The sequence below is a fragment of the Sneathia vaginalis genome, assembly GCF_000973085.1.
Lineage (GTDB): Bacteria > Fusobacteriota > Fusobacteriia > Fusobacteriales > Leptotrichiaceae > Sneathia > Sneathia vaginalis.
The window spans coordinates 109,073-122,637 of record NZ_CP011280.1; the positions used below are offsets into that span (position 1 = coordinate 109,073).

Below are 13,565 nucleotides of genomic sequence, written 5' to 3' on the forward strand. Positions count from 1 at the left end.
ATGGCAAAACAAAAGTATGAAAGAAGTAAACCACACGTTAACATTGGGACAATAGGACACGTTGACCATGGTAAAACAACAACAACAGCAGCAATATCAAAGGTATTAGCAGCAAAAGGGTTAGCACAAAAGGTAGATTTTGAAAACATCGACCAAGCACCTGAAGAAAGAGAAAGAGGAATAACAATCAACACTGCTCACATAGAATACGAATCAGAAACAAGACACTACGCACACGTAGACTGTCCAGGGCACGCTGACTACGTAAAGAACATGATAACAGGAGCAGCACAAATGGATGGAGCTATCTTAGTAGTTTCAGCAGCAGATGGTCCAATGCCACAAACAAGAGAACACATATTACTAGCAAGACAAGTTGGAGTACCTTACATAGTAGTATTCTTAAACAAAGTAGATATGGTTGATGACGAAGAATTACTAGAATTAGTAGAAATGGAAGTAAGAGAATTATTAACTGAATATGGATTCCCAGGAGACGAAATACCAGTAGTAAAAGGATCTGCATTAAAAGCACTAGAAGGAGACGCAAAAGCTGAAGAACAAATTCTAGAATTAATTAAAGCAGTAGACGATTACATACCAACTCCAGATAGACCAGTAAACTTACCATTCCTAATGCCAATAGAAGACGTTATGACAATAACAGGAAGAGGAACAGTAGTAACAGGAAGAGTAGAAAGAGGAACAGTTAAGGTTGGAGAAGAAGTAGAAATAGTAGGAATAAAACCAACTACAAAGACAACAGTAACAGGAATCGAAATGTTCAGAAAATTATTAGACCAAGGAGAAGCAGGGGATAATATCGGAGCATTATTAAGAGGAGTTAAGAAAGAAGAAGTAGAAAGAGGACAAGTATTAGCAAAACCAGGAACAATAACACCACATACAGAATTCAAAGGTGAAATATATGTTCTAACAAAAGAAGAAGGGGGAAGACATACACCATTCTTCACAGGATACAAACCACAATTCTACTTTAGAACAACTGATATAACTGGAGAAGTACAATTACCAGAAGGAGTAGAAATGGTAATGCCAGGAGACAACGTATCAGTAGAAGTTAAGTTAATACACCCAATCGCAATGGAACCAGGATTAAGATTTGCGATAAGAGAAGGTGGAAGAACAGTAGCTTCTGGAGTTGTTGCAAAAATAGATAAATAAGATACATTTAATTATGAAAACAAGTAGTGAGGGGGTTTTCCCCCCTTTACTACACTCAAAGTAGGGAGGAAAAATTTTGGAAAATAAATTAAGAATACATCTTCAATCTTATGATCACAAATTGTTAGATCAATCTTCAAAGAAAATTGCTGATGTTGTTGCAAAAGCAGGATCTGAATTAGTTGGACCTATGCCTTTACCAACAAAGATAAAAAAATATACAGTATTAAGATCAGTACACGTAAACAAAGATTCAAGAGAACAATTTGAAATGAGAATACACAGAAGATTTATAGAAGTTAAAAATTCAAATCAACAATTGATGACAGCTTTAAGTAGTTTAAGTTTACCATCAGGTGTTGGAATAGAAATAAAGTAAGATATGTGTTAAAAGACACTTTGATACAAGTTGGATAGCCAACCAATATATTAAGGAGGATAATAAATGATATTAGGTAAAAAAATTGGTATGACACAAGTATTTGAAGACAAAAAATTAGTGCCAGTAACTGTAATAGAAGTAGCATCAAACTTTGTTGTTCAAATAAAGAAGGAAGAAAAAGAAGGATATAATGCAATTGCATTAGGATTCGAAGACAAAAGAGAAAAATTAGTAAATAAACCTGAAATGGGAGTTTTCAAAAAAGCAGGAATTACTCCAAAGAGATTCGTTAAGGAATTTCATGTTGCTTCAGTAGAAGGATATGAATTAGGTCAAGAATTGACAGCACAAACTTTATTAGAAGGTGTTGAATTTGTTGATATTCAAGGTGTATCTAAAGGTAAAGGTACTGCAGGTGTTATGAAGAGACATAACTTCGGTGGTAACAGAGCTACACACGGGGTTTCAAGAAACCACAGACTTGGAGGATCAAATGCAGGGGGTGCAGCATCTAATAGTAATGTACCTAAAGGTAAGAGAATGGCTGGAAGATTAGGAAATGAAAATGTAACAGTTCAAAATCTAAAGGTTGTAAACTTTGATAGCGAAAATGGTGTACTATTAGTTAAAGGTGCAGTTCCAGGAGCAAAGAATGGATACCTTGTAATTAAAAAGGCAATTAAAAAATAACGAAAGGAGTAAATGATGGCAGTTTTAAATGTATATAAATTAGATGGTTCTCAAAATGGAACTATTGAAATTAAAGATGAAATATTTAGTATAACACCTAATGTTAGTGTTATGCATGAAGTATTAACAGCTGAACTTGCAGAAGACAGACAAGGTAGTGCAAGTACAAAAAATAGAGCAGCTGTGTCAGGTGGTGGAAAGAAACCATTCAGACAAAAAGGAACTGGTAGAGCAAGACAAGGTTCTACAAGAGCTCCACACATGGTAGGTGGAGGTGTAGTTCACGGGCCAAAACCAAGATCATTTGAAAAGAAGATTAATAAAAAAGTTAGAAAGTTAGCTTTAAAATCAGCATTAGCTACAAGATTCCAAGCTGGAAATATTGTTGTTATTGATGAATATAGCTTAGAAGTACCAAAAACAAAGAGCTTTGTTGAATTTTCTAAAGCATTAGATATGGTTTCAAACAAGAAGTTGTTTGTTATAAACGACTTAGTAGAAGATAAGGACTATAACTTATTCTTATCAGTAAGAAATATTAAAGATACACAAATTTTATTACCAAATGAAATAAGTGTATATTGGTTATTAAAGAGTGAAAAATTAGTAATTACTAAGGAAGCACTTTTAAGCCTTGAGGAGGTGTTAGCATAATATGAATATATATGATATTATCAAAAAACCAATATTAAATACAGAAAAAGCTAGAGATTTAATGAATACTAATGAATATGTATTTGTTGTAGACAAAAAAGCTAACAAACTTCAAATAAAAGAAGCAGTAGAAAAATTATTTAAAGTAAAAGTATTATCAGTAAATACTTTAAATACAAAGCCTATAAAAGCTAGATCAAGAATGACAGTTTACACAATTTCTGGTTACAAAAAAGCTATTGTTAAATTAGCAGATGGTGAAAAAATTTCTGCTTATGAAATGTAATAAAAAGCTAGTAATATAAAAATATTTATGATATAATAACAAGGTAAGGCAAATTTTTTTGCCTTGCACTGTTAAAAGACACACGAGACAGTGTGTGTTAAAAATTATAGGTTTAATAAACAAATTGGAAGGAGAAAAAATATGCCTATTAGAAAATTAAAACCGGTTACCAGTGGGACTCGGCATATGTCTATATTGGTTAATACCGAACTTGATAAGGTTAGACCTGAAAAAACTTTAGTAGAACCATTAAATTCTTCATACGGAATTGATAATTATGGTCATAGAACAGGAAGAAATAGACACAAAGGACACAAGAGATTATACAGAGTAATTGATTGGAAGAGAAATAAATTAGGAATTCCTGCTAAAGTAGCTACTATTGAATACGATCCAAACAGAACAGCTAATATAGCTTTATTACACTATGTTGATGGTGAAAAGAGATATATTTTAGCACCAAATGGATTAAAAAAAGGAGATATGGTTTTAGCTGGTGAATCAGCAGATATTAAACCAGGAAATGCAATGAAAATCAAACAACTACCTATAGGTACACAAATTCATAACATTGAATTAATACCAGGTAGAGGTGGACAAATAGCAAGATCTGCTGGAACATCTGCAAGATTAATAGCAAAAGAAGGAATATATTGCCATATTGAATTACCTTCAGGAGAATTAAGATTAATTCACGGTGAATGTATGGCAACAATAGGAGAAGTTGGTAATTCAGAACACTCACTAGTTTCATTAGGAAAAGCTGGTAGAAATAGACACTTAGGAAGAAAACCTCACGTAAGAGGATCAGTAATGAACCCTGTGGATCACCCACACGGAGGAGGAGAAGGTAAATCTCCAGTTGGTAGAAAATCACCAGTTACACCTTGGGGTAAACCTGCTCTTGGTAAAAAGACTAGAGGTAAGAAGAATAGTGACAAGTTTATCGTAAGAGGAAGAAAAAAATAAGTAGGATAATGAAATAAAGGAGGAAAAATGGCTCGTTCATTAAAAAAAGGACCTTTTGTAGATAGCTATTTATTAGAAAAGGTTAGCAAAATGGGAGAAAAGAAACAAGTTATTAAAACATGGTCTAGAAGATCAACAATATTCCCTGAATTTATTGGACATACTTTTGCAGTATATAATGGAAAGAAACACATACCTGTATACGTTACAGATGAAATGATAGGGCACAAATTAGGAGAATTTGCACCTACTAGAACTTTCTATGGACATGGAAAAGATAAAAAAGATATTAAGAAGAAATAAATAGTGAGCTAGCTATTTAGCTAGCTTAAAACTAATTTTGAAAGGAGTAATATATGTCAGCATATGCTAAATTACGTTACCAAAGACTAAGCCCACAAAAGGCAAGATTAGTTGCAGATATAGTAAGAGGAAAAGATGCATTATTAGCATTAAATATTTTAAAATTTACTAATAAAAAAGCTGCTCCACTAATTGAAAAAACATTAAAATCAGCAATTGCTAATGCAGAACATAATTTTGGAATGAATCCAGATAAACTATATATATCTAAAATATCAATTGATAAGGGACCAGTTCTTAAGAGAATGAACCCTAGAGCAATGGGAAGAGCAGATATTATAAGAAAGCCATTAGCACATATAACTGTGGAAGTTGAAGAAAGATAAGATATAGGAGGTAAATCTGTGGGACAAAAAGTAGATCCTAGAGGACTAAGAATTGGAATTATCAAAACATGGAATTCTAAATGGTTTGCACAAGGAAATGATTACTTAAATAATTTTCATGAAGATTTAAAGATTAAAGAATACATAAAGAAAAATTATTACCATGCAGGTATTTCAAGAATATTTATAGAAAGAAATTCTTTAACAGAATTAACTGTAATTATTGAAACTGCAAAGGCTGGAATTCTAATCGGAAGAAAAGGACAAGAAATAGAAGCTTTAAAAGCTAAATTAGAAAAATTAACTGGTAAGAAAGTTAATACAAAAGCATTAGAAATAAAGAACCCTAATAAGGATGCTCAATTAGTTGCAGAATCAATCGCAACTTCAATTGAAAAGCGTGTTGCATACAAACGTGCTGTACAACAAGCAATGCAAAGAGCTGAAAAATCAGGAGTTAAAGGAATAAAAGTTAAGGTATCTGGTAGATTAAATGGTGCTGAAATAGCAAGAAGTGAATGGACATTATCAGGAAGAGTACCTTTACATACTTTAAGAGCTGATATTGACTATGCAACAGCAACAGCAAATACAACTTACGGAGCTTTAGGTATCAAAGTATGGATATTTAATGGTGAAGTACTTCCAACAACAAAGGAAGGAGGAAACGAATAATGTTAATACCAAAGAGAACAAAATATAGAAAGCAATTTAGAGGAAAAATTGGAGGAATAGCAACTAAAGGTAATACAGTTGCATTCGGAGAATTTGGACTAGCTGCAAAAGAATTTGGATGGATAACATCAAGACAAATAGAAGCATGTCGTATTGCAATAAACAGAACATTCAAAAGAGAAGGTAAAATTTGGATAAGAATATTCCCTGACAAACCTTATACTAAGAGACCAGAAGGAACAAGAATGGGTAAAGGTAAAGGTAACACTGAAGGATGGGTTGCAGTAGTTAAAACTGGTAAGATCCTATTTGAAGTTGGAGGAGTTAAAGAAGAAACAGCAAAAGAAGCTTTAAGAAAAGCAGGACATAAATTACCTATAAAAGTTAAGTTCGTTAGAAAAGAAGTAGGTGGTGAAAACTAATGACAGCTAAAGAAATAAGAGAATTATCTAGTGAAGAACTATCTTCAAAAGTTAAAGAATTAAAGCTTGAATTATTTAATTTAAAGCTGCAAAAAACATTAGGACAATTGCAAGATACAGCTAAAATAAGAACAGTTAAGAGAGATATTGCAAAGATTAAAACTATCTTAACTGAAAAGAAATAGGAGGTTAGTTGTGGAAAGAAACGAAAGAAAAGTTAGAGAAGGTGTAGTTGTTTCTGATAAAATGGATAAAACTGTTGTTGTAGTAGAAGAAACAATGAAACTACATAAACTATATAAAAAGAGAGTAAAATTTTCAAAAAGATATAAAGCACATGATGAAAACAATGAGTGCAAAGTTGGAGATAAAGTAAGAATTATGGAAACTAAACCTTTAAGTAAGGATAAACATTGGAGAGTAGTTGAAATAATTGAAAAAGCTAAGTAGTAATTGAGAGGAGGAACTGTAGTGGTTCAACAACAAACAATACTAAACGTTGCAGATAATACTGGTGCTAAGAAAATTATGGTTATTAGAGTTCTAGGTGGATCTAAGAGAAGATTCGGAAGAATTGGTGATATAGTAGTTGCATCAGTTAAAGAAGCTATCCCTAACGGAAGTGTAAAAAAAGGTGATGTAGTTAAAGCTGTTATCGTTAGAACAAGAAAAGAAATTAGAAGACAAGATGGTTCATATATAAAATTTGATGACAATGCAGGTGTAATATTAACATCAACATTAGAAATCAAGGGAACAAGAATTTTTGGACCAGTAGCAAGAGAACTAAGAGCTAAAAACTTTATGAAAATAGTTTCATTAGCTCCAGAAGTACTTTAAGAAGGAGGATTAGGACGTGATCAAAACTAAAATAAAATCTGTTCCTAATAAATTACACGTTAAAACAGGAGATACTGTTGTTGTAATAAGTGGAAGATCAAATAAAGAAAAAAGAAGCGATAAATCCGAACAAATGGGAGATAAAGGTAAAGTTGGTAAAGTTTTAAAAGTTTTCCCTAAAACTGGTAAGATTATAGTTGAAGGTGTTAATATTAAAAAGAAACATTTAAAACCTACTCAAATGAACACACAAGGTCAAATTGTCGAAAGAGAAATGCCAATATTCTCATCAAAAGTTATGTTATGGGATGATAGTGCTAAAAAAGGTACTAGAGTAAAACATAAAGTTGTAGACGGAAAGAAAGTAAGAATTTCAGTAGTATCAGGAAAAGAAATATAGGAAGGAGGACACCAGATGGCAGACAAATATATTCCAAGATTACAAAAGAAGTATAATGAAGAAATTGTAGATACATTAGTTAAAGAATTAGAAATAAAAAATATGATGCAAGTTCCAAAGCTAGAAAAAATAGTAGTAAACATGGGAATTGGTGAAGCTGTTAACAATAGTAAGCTTATTGATTCAGCATTGAAAGAATTAGCACAAATAACTGGACAACAACCTTTACCAAGAGCTGCAAGAAAATCAGAAGCAGGATTCAAATTAAGACAAGGACAAAAAATTGGAGTTAGTGTTACTTTAAGAAAAGAAAAGATGTATGAATTCCTAGATAGATTAATCAGCATAGCTCTACCAAGAGTTAGAGACTTTGAAGGTGTTTCTTCAAAAGCATTTGATGGAAGAGGAAATTACACTTTAGGAATTAAAGAACAAATCGTTTTCCCTGAAATTGAAATCGATAAAGTAGATAAAGTTTTAGGATTAGGAATTACAATAGTAACATCAGCAAAAAATGATGAAGAAGGAAGAGCATTACTAAGAGCATTTGGTATGCCATTTGTAAAGTAGGAGGTGCAATAAATGGCTAAAGTAGCAATGGTTGAAAAGAACTTAAGAAGAGCTAGAACTGTTGATAAATATGCAAAGAAAAGAGCAGAATTAAAAGAAAGAATTAAAAAAGGTGACAGAGAAGCAGTACTTGAGTTACAAAAATTACCTAGAAACGCTTCACCAACAAGATTAAGAAATAGATGTAAGATAAATGGAAGACCAAGAGGATATATGAGAGAATTTGGAATTTCAAGAGTTATGTTTAGAAAGCTTGCTGGAGAAGGTTCAATACCTGGAATTACAAAATCAAGCTGGTAATATTCAATAAAGGAGGATAAAATGAATTTAACAGATCCTATTGCAGATATGCTTACAAGAATAAGAAACGCAAATGCTGCTAAACACGCAACAGTTGCAGTACCTTTTTCAAGAATTAAAGAAAGCATCGCAAATATATTAAAAAATGAAGGATATATAGTAGATTACGAAATCAAAGAAGAAGGAACTAAAAAAGATATAGTAGTTACTTTAAAATTCGTTGATGGAGAAGAAGTTGTTAAAGGGTTAAGAAGAATTTCTAAACCAGGAAGAAGAGTATATAGTTCAGTTGATAACTTACCAAAAGTATTAGGTGGGTTAGGTATAGCTATAGTATCAACACCAAAAGGTGTATTAACTGATAAAGAATGCAGAAAGCACAGTGTTGGAGGAGAAGTTCTTTGTTACGTATGGTAATAAAGACCAACATTGCGGAAATTAACGCTAAGGAGGAAATATGTCAAGAGTAGGAAACAAGCCTATTATACTGCCTAAAGGTGTTGAAGTTAAAAGAGAAGGTAACTTATTCACTGTAAAAGGGCCAAAAGGAACATTAACAAGAGAATTTTCAGATGTAATTAAAATTAATGTATTAGAAAATGAAGTTACATTTGAAAGACCTAATGATGAACCAAAAGTAAGAGCATTACACGGAACAACTAGAGCAAATTTACATAATATGGTTGTAGGAGTAAGCGAAGGATTTACAAAGAAACTAGAATTAATTGGGGTTGGATACAGAGTACAAGCTAGTGGTAAAGGATTAACATTAGCATTAGGATATTCACATCCAGTTGAAATAGCTCCAGTTGAAGGAATACATTTTGTTGTTGAAGGAAATACTAAGATAACTGTTGAAGGTATTGACAGACAATTAGTAGGTCAAATAGCAGCAAATATTAGAGCAAAGAGACCGCCTGAACCATATAAAGGAAAAGGTGTTAAGTACGTTGATGAAATAATCAAGAGAAAAGAAGGTAAGAAAGGATAGGAGGTAGCTTTACTATGTATAAGAGAATAGATAGAAAAAGTTTAAGAGCAAAAAAACACAAAAGCATAAGAAATAAAGTTAGTGGAACAGCCGAAAGACCTAGACTTTCAGTGTACAGAAGTTTAAATAACATTTTTGCTCAAATAATAGATGATGTTAAAGGAGTTACTTTAGTATCTGCGTCAACAGTTGAAAAAGAAGGAAAAGTAGAAAAAGGTTCAAATGTTGAAGCTGCAAAAATTATAGGAGAAAGAATTGCTAAAAAAGCAATTGAAAAAGGAATTAAAAGTGTAGTATTTGATAGAAGTGGATATGTCTACACAGGAAGAGTTAAGGCTTTTGCAGATGCCGCAAGAGAAGCAGGACTTGAATTCTAAAGGATAAGGAGGATTTATTTTGGCAAAAGAAGTTAAGACTAATGAATACAAAGAAAGTCTTTTAAGAATAAGCAGAGTTTCAAAAACTGTTAAAGGAGGAAGAAGAATTTCATTCTCAGTATTAGCAGCAGTTGGAGACGGACAAGGTAAAGTTGGTATAGGATTAGGAAAAGCTAATGGTGTACCTGATGCTATAAAAAAAGCTATAGCTTCTGCAAAGAAAAACATGATAAAAGTATCATTAAAAGGTGGAACTATACCTCATGATCAAATTGGTAAATTTAATTCTACTTCTGTATTATTAAAGCCAGCAACTCAAGGTACTGGGGTTATAGCAGGTTCAGCAACAAGAGAACTTCTTGAATTAGTTGGTGTAACTGATGTTCTAACTAAGATTAGAGGAGCTAGAAACAAAGATAATATAGCAAGAGCAACTTTAAATGGTTTATCAAAATTAAGATCATTAGAAGAAGTAGCTAGATTAAGAGGAAAGACAATAGACGAAATAATTAGATAGATTAGGGGGTAAAATTAATGTCTAAAGTAAGAGTAACACTTGTTAAAGGAATTAATGGAAGAAAACCTAATCATATCAAAACTGTGAAGGCACTTGGTTTAACTAAGGTTAACCAAACTGTTGAACACAATTTAACAGATGATATAAAAGGTAAGATTAAATTAGTTTCTTATTTACTTAAAGTAGAGGAGGTTTAATATCAAATGAATATAAACGAATTAAAACCTGCTGAAGGATCAAAAAAAGATAGAAAAAGAATAGGAAGAGGTCACGGAACTGGTTGGGGTAAAACAGCTGGTAAAGGACATAATGGTCAAAAACAAAGATCAGGTTCATTTGTTTCAGCTGGGTTTGAAGGTGGACAAATGCCTTTAGTAAGAAGAATACCTAAAAGAGGATTTACAAATGCTGCATTCAAGAAAGATATGATAGTATTAAATCTTAAAGATTTCGTTGATAAATTTGAAGATGGTGAAACAGTTTCATTAGAATCATTAATCGAAAAAGGTGTTTTAAAGAACCCTAGCTTCAGAACTAAATATACTGAAGAAGGATTAAAAGATAGACAATACACAAGTATTTTAAAAGTTATAGGTGTCTATGAAATAAATAAAAAATTAAAATTTGTTGTTGAAAAGATATCTAAGTCAGCTAAAGAATTAGTTGAAAAAGCTGGAGGATCAGTAGAATTATTAGAAATTAAATCTTACTCAAAGGTTGCTTCTAATAACAAAAAAGAAGACTAATTCAAGTAGTTAAGGAGTGATGTCATGACATTATCAGAAGCAATAATGAGTAGATTAAACTCTATCATTAAAGTTAGAGAGCTAAGAAGAAGAGTTACATACACTTTAATAATGTTTATGATTGCAAGAATTGGTGTTCATATCGCAGTACCAGGGATAAATATGGCAGCTTTTGGAAAAATTACAAGTAATCCATTAGCACAATTTCTAGACTTATTCTCTGGTGGTGCTATTCAAAGAGCATCAATTTTCTCTTTAGGTATTACTCCATACATTAATGCTTCAATTGTATTTCAATTATTAGGTGTTTTATACCCTAAAATTGAAGAAATGCAAAGAGAAGGTGGAAAACAAAGAGAAACAATAACACAATGGACAAGATATCTTGCGATTGGAATAGCAATAGTTCAATCAGCAGGTATTTCATTCATATTACAAGCACAAAGAATAGTAATAGAACCAGGATTTACATTCGTAATTTCAACAGTAGCATTAATGACAGGTGGAGCTGCATTTCTTATGTGGCTATCTGAAAGAATATCTATAAAAGGTATAGGTAATGGTACATCAATGTTGATTTTCTTGAATATAGTAGCAAACTTACCACAAGTAAGCTTCAATATGACAAAGGGATTGAATGTAAGTACATATGGAAGAATATTATTAGCCTCTTCAATACTTCTATTTATCTTCATAATTGTCGTTATGGTAATAATCCAATTAGGAGAAAGAAGAATACCTATACAATATGTAGGTAAAGCAAGTAGAGGATTTGGACAAGGTCCAAGCAGTGTTGGTAAGAAAACATTCTTACCAGTTAAGATTAATACAGCTGGTGTTATGCCTATAATCTTTGCTTCAATGTTAATGGCAATACCTGGCCTTATTGTTACAGCAATAAAAGATCCAGTTAAGCATAAATATTGGGAAAAATTATTAGGTCAAACAGGATGGCTACATCTGTTAATAACAGCACTATTAATCATATTGTTCTCGTTCTTCTATACAGCTATAGTATTTGATCCAGATAAGATAGCTGAAAGTTTGAAGCAAAGTGGTGGAACATTACCATTAAAGAGAGCAGGAAGTGAAACAGCTGATTATCTAGAAGAAGTAGTAACAACTATAACTTATGGTACAGCAGTATTCTTAGCAATATTAGGAATATTACCTAATATATGGTTTGGGTATATAGTAAATATGCCAGTTATGATTGGTGGCACAAGCTTAATAATCTTGGTTGGTGTTGCAGTTGAATTAATTCAACAAATAGATTCACACTTAGCAGTCAAGAAGTATAAAGGCTTTGTAAATAGCCATAGACCAAAAAGAGTGAAATAAAGAGTAAAATAAAATAAAAAATGGGACTTTGTCCCATTTTTATTTAATCTTTATACTTTATTTTTCTTCTTAATATTTGCTCAATAGTATTAGCTTCATCCATGTTTCTAACCTTTAGTATTTGTGATTTTCCATTGAAATAAATGACTTTAACTTCTTTGTTAGATTTTTCGATTTTTTGTAATTTTGGTATTTCAACTAATTTATGATTGAACATTAAATAGTTCATATTGTATATTGCAATACCTCTTTCTCTTATTGTATACCCATATACAAGACAAAGTAGAGAAACTGTTATGCATAAAACATAATGATCGGTATTTCTTAGGTATGTAATACTAAAAATGTAGAGTATTAAAAATAGTATATATGGTACTAATGATAGCTTTTTATACATACTTGATAAATTGTATATTTTAAAATCTTTACTTGTTTTATACAAGTTGTTTATAGTAACTAATCCTAATATTGGTTGTAGAAGTAGTATAAATATTAAAAGCATTGCAGTCAATTTATCTTTTGGATATATAATATACGAAGATAATAAAGACATGATAATTCTAAAAATTAGTGTAAATACGTTTTCTATTATTCTTTTTTTCATATTTCTCCTTTCCTTTGTATTATATCACACAAAACGAATAATTTTATATACTGAAACTAAAAAACTAAAAAAAAGAAAAATACATTTTTATACCACAAAACATTAGTAAAATTTTGCTGTATATAGAATATATGGTATAATTAAAAAAGTAGGTAATGGAAAGTAATGAATGAAAAAACATATGAAAATACACTTAAAAATTACCAAATAAAAAAATAGCTATCTAAAAATAAAAACAATATATAAATTAAATTATATAAATAAAAAAGGGGCTGTATACTTTACAGTACCAGACAGATAAAGGAGGTTCAATTTTATGAATACAATAAATACGATTGTTTGGCTGTTTCCGGTTATTTTTATGCTGCATGACTTTGAGGAGATTATTTTTGTGGAAGCATGGAAACGGAAATATAAAAGAAAAATACAAACAACAAAAATGAAGAAGATTCCATTTGCCGATTTGGGGAGCACCCCTTCATTTTCCATTGGTGTATTGATTGAATTTTTTATTATTTCAGCTTTATCCCTTTTTGCTTGTATCTTTGATTGGTACTTTTTGTGGCTGGGATTATTTTTTGGATTTACCATTCATCTGATTGTGCATTGTATGTTGGCGTTGCAATTTAAAGGCTATGTACCTGGAGTGGTCACCGCAGTCCCGTTCCTTCCATTTTGCTTTTATATCCTTTGGGTTTCAAATAAATTCCTTTCTTTTACCACAGCTCAATTATGGATCAGTTATGTAGTAGGCGCTATTTTGATGCTCTTAATGGTGGCTGTTTTGCATAGATGCATGAAATCGTTTGAAACTTTTATCAAGAAGTGGGAAGTTTAATTACCCACAAATAGCAAATTTTGGTAATGGAAAGTAATGAATGAAAAAACATATGAAAATATACTTAAAAATTAGCAAATAAAAAAATA

At 31.4% G+C, this 13,565-nt stretch carries 25 protein-coding genes; 24 read left to right on the forward strand and 1 reads right to left on the reverse strand.

All coding sequences use genetic code 11. The annotated features are described in order from the left end of the window. The 23 genes from tuf (at window position 1) to secY (ending at window position 12,034) form a co-directional block, all read left to right on the forward strand. Window positions 1-1,185 carry an elongation factor Tu gene (gene tuf / locus VC03_RS00510; RefSeq protein WP_046328181.1) on the forward strand — a complete coding sequence of 395 codons (1,185 nt, stop codon included), beginning with the start codon at window positions 1-3 and terminating at the stop codon, window positions 1,183-1,185. Window positions 1,186-1,258: 73 nt separating this feature from the next. Then, window positions 1,259-1,564, forward strand: a complete 306-nt coding sequence (rpsJ, locus tag VC03_RS00515; protein WP_046328182.1) for a 30S ribosomal protein S10 — start codon at window positions 1,259-1,261, stop codon at window positions 1,562-1,564. 66 nt (window positions 1,565-1,630) lie between these two features. Next, entirely contained in the window at window positions 1,631-2,257 is a 627-nt protein-coding gene (rplC, locus tag VC03_RS00520; protein WP_046328183.1) for a 50S ribosomal protein L3, read from the forward strand. Window positions 2,258-2,272: 15 nt separating this feature from the next. Beyond that, window positions 2,273-2,911, forward strand: a complete 639-nt coding sequence (gene rplD, locus VC03_RS00525) for a 50S ribosomal protein L4 (RefSeq protein ID WP_046328184.1) — start codon at window positions 2,273-2,275, stop codon at window positions 2,909-2,911. Window position 2,912: 1 nt separating this feature from the next. Further along, entirely contained in the window at window positions 2,913-3,197 is a 285-nt protein-coding gene (gene rplW / locus VC03_RS00530; protein ID WP_046328185.1) for a 50S ribosomal protein L23, read from the forward strand. 141 nt (window positions 3,198-3,338) lie between these two features. Beyond that, window positions 3,339-4,166 carry a 50S ribosomal protein L2 gene (rplB, locus tag VC03_RS00535; RefSeq protein WP_046328186.1) on the forward strand — a complete coding sequence of 276 codons (828 nt, stop codon included), beginning with the start codon at window positions 3,339-3,341 and terminating at the stop codon, window positions 4,164-4,166. A gap of 27 nt (window positions 4,167-4,193) precedes the next feature. After that, window positions 4,194-4,469 carry a 30S ribosomal protein S19 gene (gene rpsS / locus VC03_RS00540; RefSeq protein ID WP_046328187.1) on the forward strand — a complete coding sequence of 92 codons (276 nt, stop codon included), beginning with the start codon at window positions 4,194-4,196 and terminating at the stop codon, window positions 4,467-4,469. A 53-nt stretch (window positions 4,470-4,522) separates the two neighbouring features. After that, entirely contained in the window at window positions 4,523-4,855 is a 333-nt protein-coding gene (gene rplV, locus VC03_RS00545; protein WP_046328188.1) for a 50S ribosomal protein L22, read from the forward strand. Window positions 4,856-4,873: 18 nt separating this feature from the next. Continuing rightward, a complete protein-coding gene (gene rpsC, locus VC03_RS00550; protein WP_046328189.1) occupies window positions 4,874-5,530 on the forward strand; it encodes a 30S ribosomal protein S3 in 657 nt (218 codons plus the stop codon). Continuing rightward, window positions 5,530-5,952 carry a 50S ribosomal protein L16 gene (gene rplP, locus VC03_RS00555; protein ID WP_046328190.1) on the forward strand — a complete coding sequence of 141 codons (423 nt, stop codon included), beginning with the start codon at window positions 5,530-5,532 and terminating at the stop codon, window positions 5,950-5,952. Before rpsC ends, rplP begins: the two co-directional genes overlap by 1 nt. After that, window positions 5,952-6,137 carry a 50S ribosomal protein L29 gene (gene rpmC / locus VC03_RS00560; protein WP_046328191.1) on the forward strand — a complete coding sequence of 62 codons (186 nt, stop codon included), beginning with the start codon at window positions 5,952-5,954 and terminating at the stop codon, window positions 6,135-6,137. The genes rplP and rpmC overlap by 1 nt, the downstream gene beginning before the upstream one ends. 10 nt (window positions 6,138-6,147) lie before the next feature. Next, window positions 6,148-6,402 carry a 30S ribosomal protein S17 gene (rpsQ, locus tag VC03_RS00565; protein ID WP_052727638.1) on the forward strand — a complete coding sequence of 85 codons (255 nt, stop codon included), beginning with the start codon at window positions 6,148-6,150 and terminating at the stop codon, window positions 6,400-6,402. Between the two features lie 21 nt (window positions 6,403-6,423). After that, entirely contained in the window at window positions 6,424-6,792 is a 369-nt protein-coding gene (gene rplN, locus VC03_RS00570; RefSeq protein ID WP_046328192.1) for a 50S ribosomal protein L14, read from the forward strand. A 16-nt stretch (window positions 6,793-6,808) separates the two neighbouring features. After that, on the forward strand, window positions 6,809-7,192 hold the full coding sequence (gene rplX, locus VC03_RS00575) for a 50S ribosomal protein L24 (RefSeq protein WP_046328193.1): 384 nt from the start codon (window positions 6,809-6,811) through the stop codon (window positions 7,190-7,192). A 15-nt stretch (window positions 7,193-7,207) separates the two neighbouring features. Then, window positions 7,208-7,762, forward strand: coding sequence for a 50S ribosomal protein L5 (gene rplE / locus VC03_RS00580; RefSeq protein WP_046328194.1), 555 nt, complete (start codon window positions 7,208-7,210; stop codon window positions 7,760-7,762). 12 nt (window positions 7,763-7,774) lie between these two features. Continuing rightward, window positions 7,775-8,062 carry a 30S ribosomal protein S14 gene (gene rpsN, locus VC03_RS00585; protein ID WP_046328195.1) on the forward strand — a complete coding sequence of 96 codons (288 nt, stop codon included), beginning with the start codon at window positions 7,775-7,777 and terminating at the stop codon, window positions 8,060-8,062. A gap of 21 nt (window positions 8,063-8,083) precedes the next feature. Beyond that, window positions 8,084-8,479 (forward strand): 30S ribosomal protein S8, encoded by a 396-nt coding sequence (gene rpsH / locus VC03_RS00590; RefSeq protein WP_046328196.1) that lies wholly within the window; start codon window positions 8,084-8,086, stop codon window positions 8,477-8,479. A gap of 40 nt (window positions 8,480-8,519) precedes the next feature. Then, entirely contained in the window at window positions 8,520-9,053 is a 534-nt protein-coding gene (gene rplF, locus VC03_RS00595) for a 50S ribosomal protein L6 (RefSeq protein ID WP_046328197.1), read from the forward strand. A gap of 14 nt (window positions 9,054-9,067) precedes the next feature. After that, the gene (gene rplR / locus VC03_RS00600; protein ID WP_046328198.1) at window positions 9,068-9,430 is read left to right on the forward strand and encodes a 50S ribosomal protein L18; all 363 of its coding nucleotides are present in this window, start codon (window positions 9,068-9,070) and stop codon (window positions 9,428-9,430) included. 19 nt (window positions 9,431-9,449) lie between these two features. Continuing rightward, entirely contained in the window at window positions 9,450-9,947 is a 498-nt protein-coding gene (gene rpsE, locus VC03_RS00605) for a 30S ribosomal protein S5 (RefSeq protein ID WP_046328199.1), read from the forward strand. A gap of 17 nt (window positions 9,948-9,964) precedes the next feature. Further along, window positions 9,965-10,144 carry a 50S ribosomal protein L30 gene (gene rpmD / locus VC03_RS00610; protein WP_046328200.1) on the forward strand — a complete coding sequence of 60 codons (180 nt, stop codon included), beginning with the start codon at window positions 9,965-9,967 and terminating at the stop codon, window positions 10,142-10,144. Between the two features lie 6 nt (window positions 10,145-10,150). After that, entirely contained in the window at window positions 10,151-10,693 is a 543-nt protein-coding gene (gene rplO / locus VC03_RS00615; RefSeq protein ID WP_046328201.1) for a 50S ribosomal protein L15, read from the forward strand. Window positions 10,694-10,717: 24 nt separating this feature from the next. Further along, on the forward strand, window positions 10,718-12,034 hold the full coding sequence (gene secY, locus VC03_RS00620) for a preprotein translocase subunit SecY (protein ID WP_046328202.1): 1,317 nt from the start codon (window positions 10,718-10,720) through the stop codon (window positions 12,032-12,034). Between the two features lie 43 nt (window positions 12,035-12,077). Here the strand turns inward: secY and VC03_RS00625 are convergent, their stop codons facing one another. After that, a complete protein-coding gene (locus tag VC03_RS00625) occupies window positions 12,078-12,638 on the reverse strand; it encodes a hypothetical protein (RefSeq protein ID WP_046328203.1) in 561 nt (186 codons plus the stop codon). A gap of 316 nt (window positions 12,639-12,954) precedes the next feature. On the opposite strand from VC03_RS00625, the gene VC03_RS00630 reads away from it, so the two are divergent. Beyond that, complete coding sequence (locus VC03_RS00630) at window positions 12,955-13,476, forward strand: HXXEE domain-containing protein (protein WP_046328204.1); 522 nt, start codon at window positions 12,955-12,957, stop codon at window positions 13,474-13,476. Window positions 13,477-13,565: the final 89 nt, after the last annotated feature.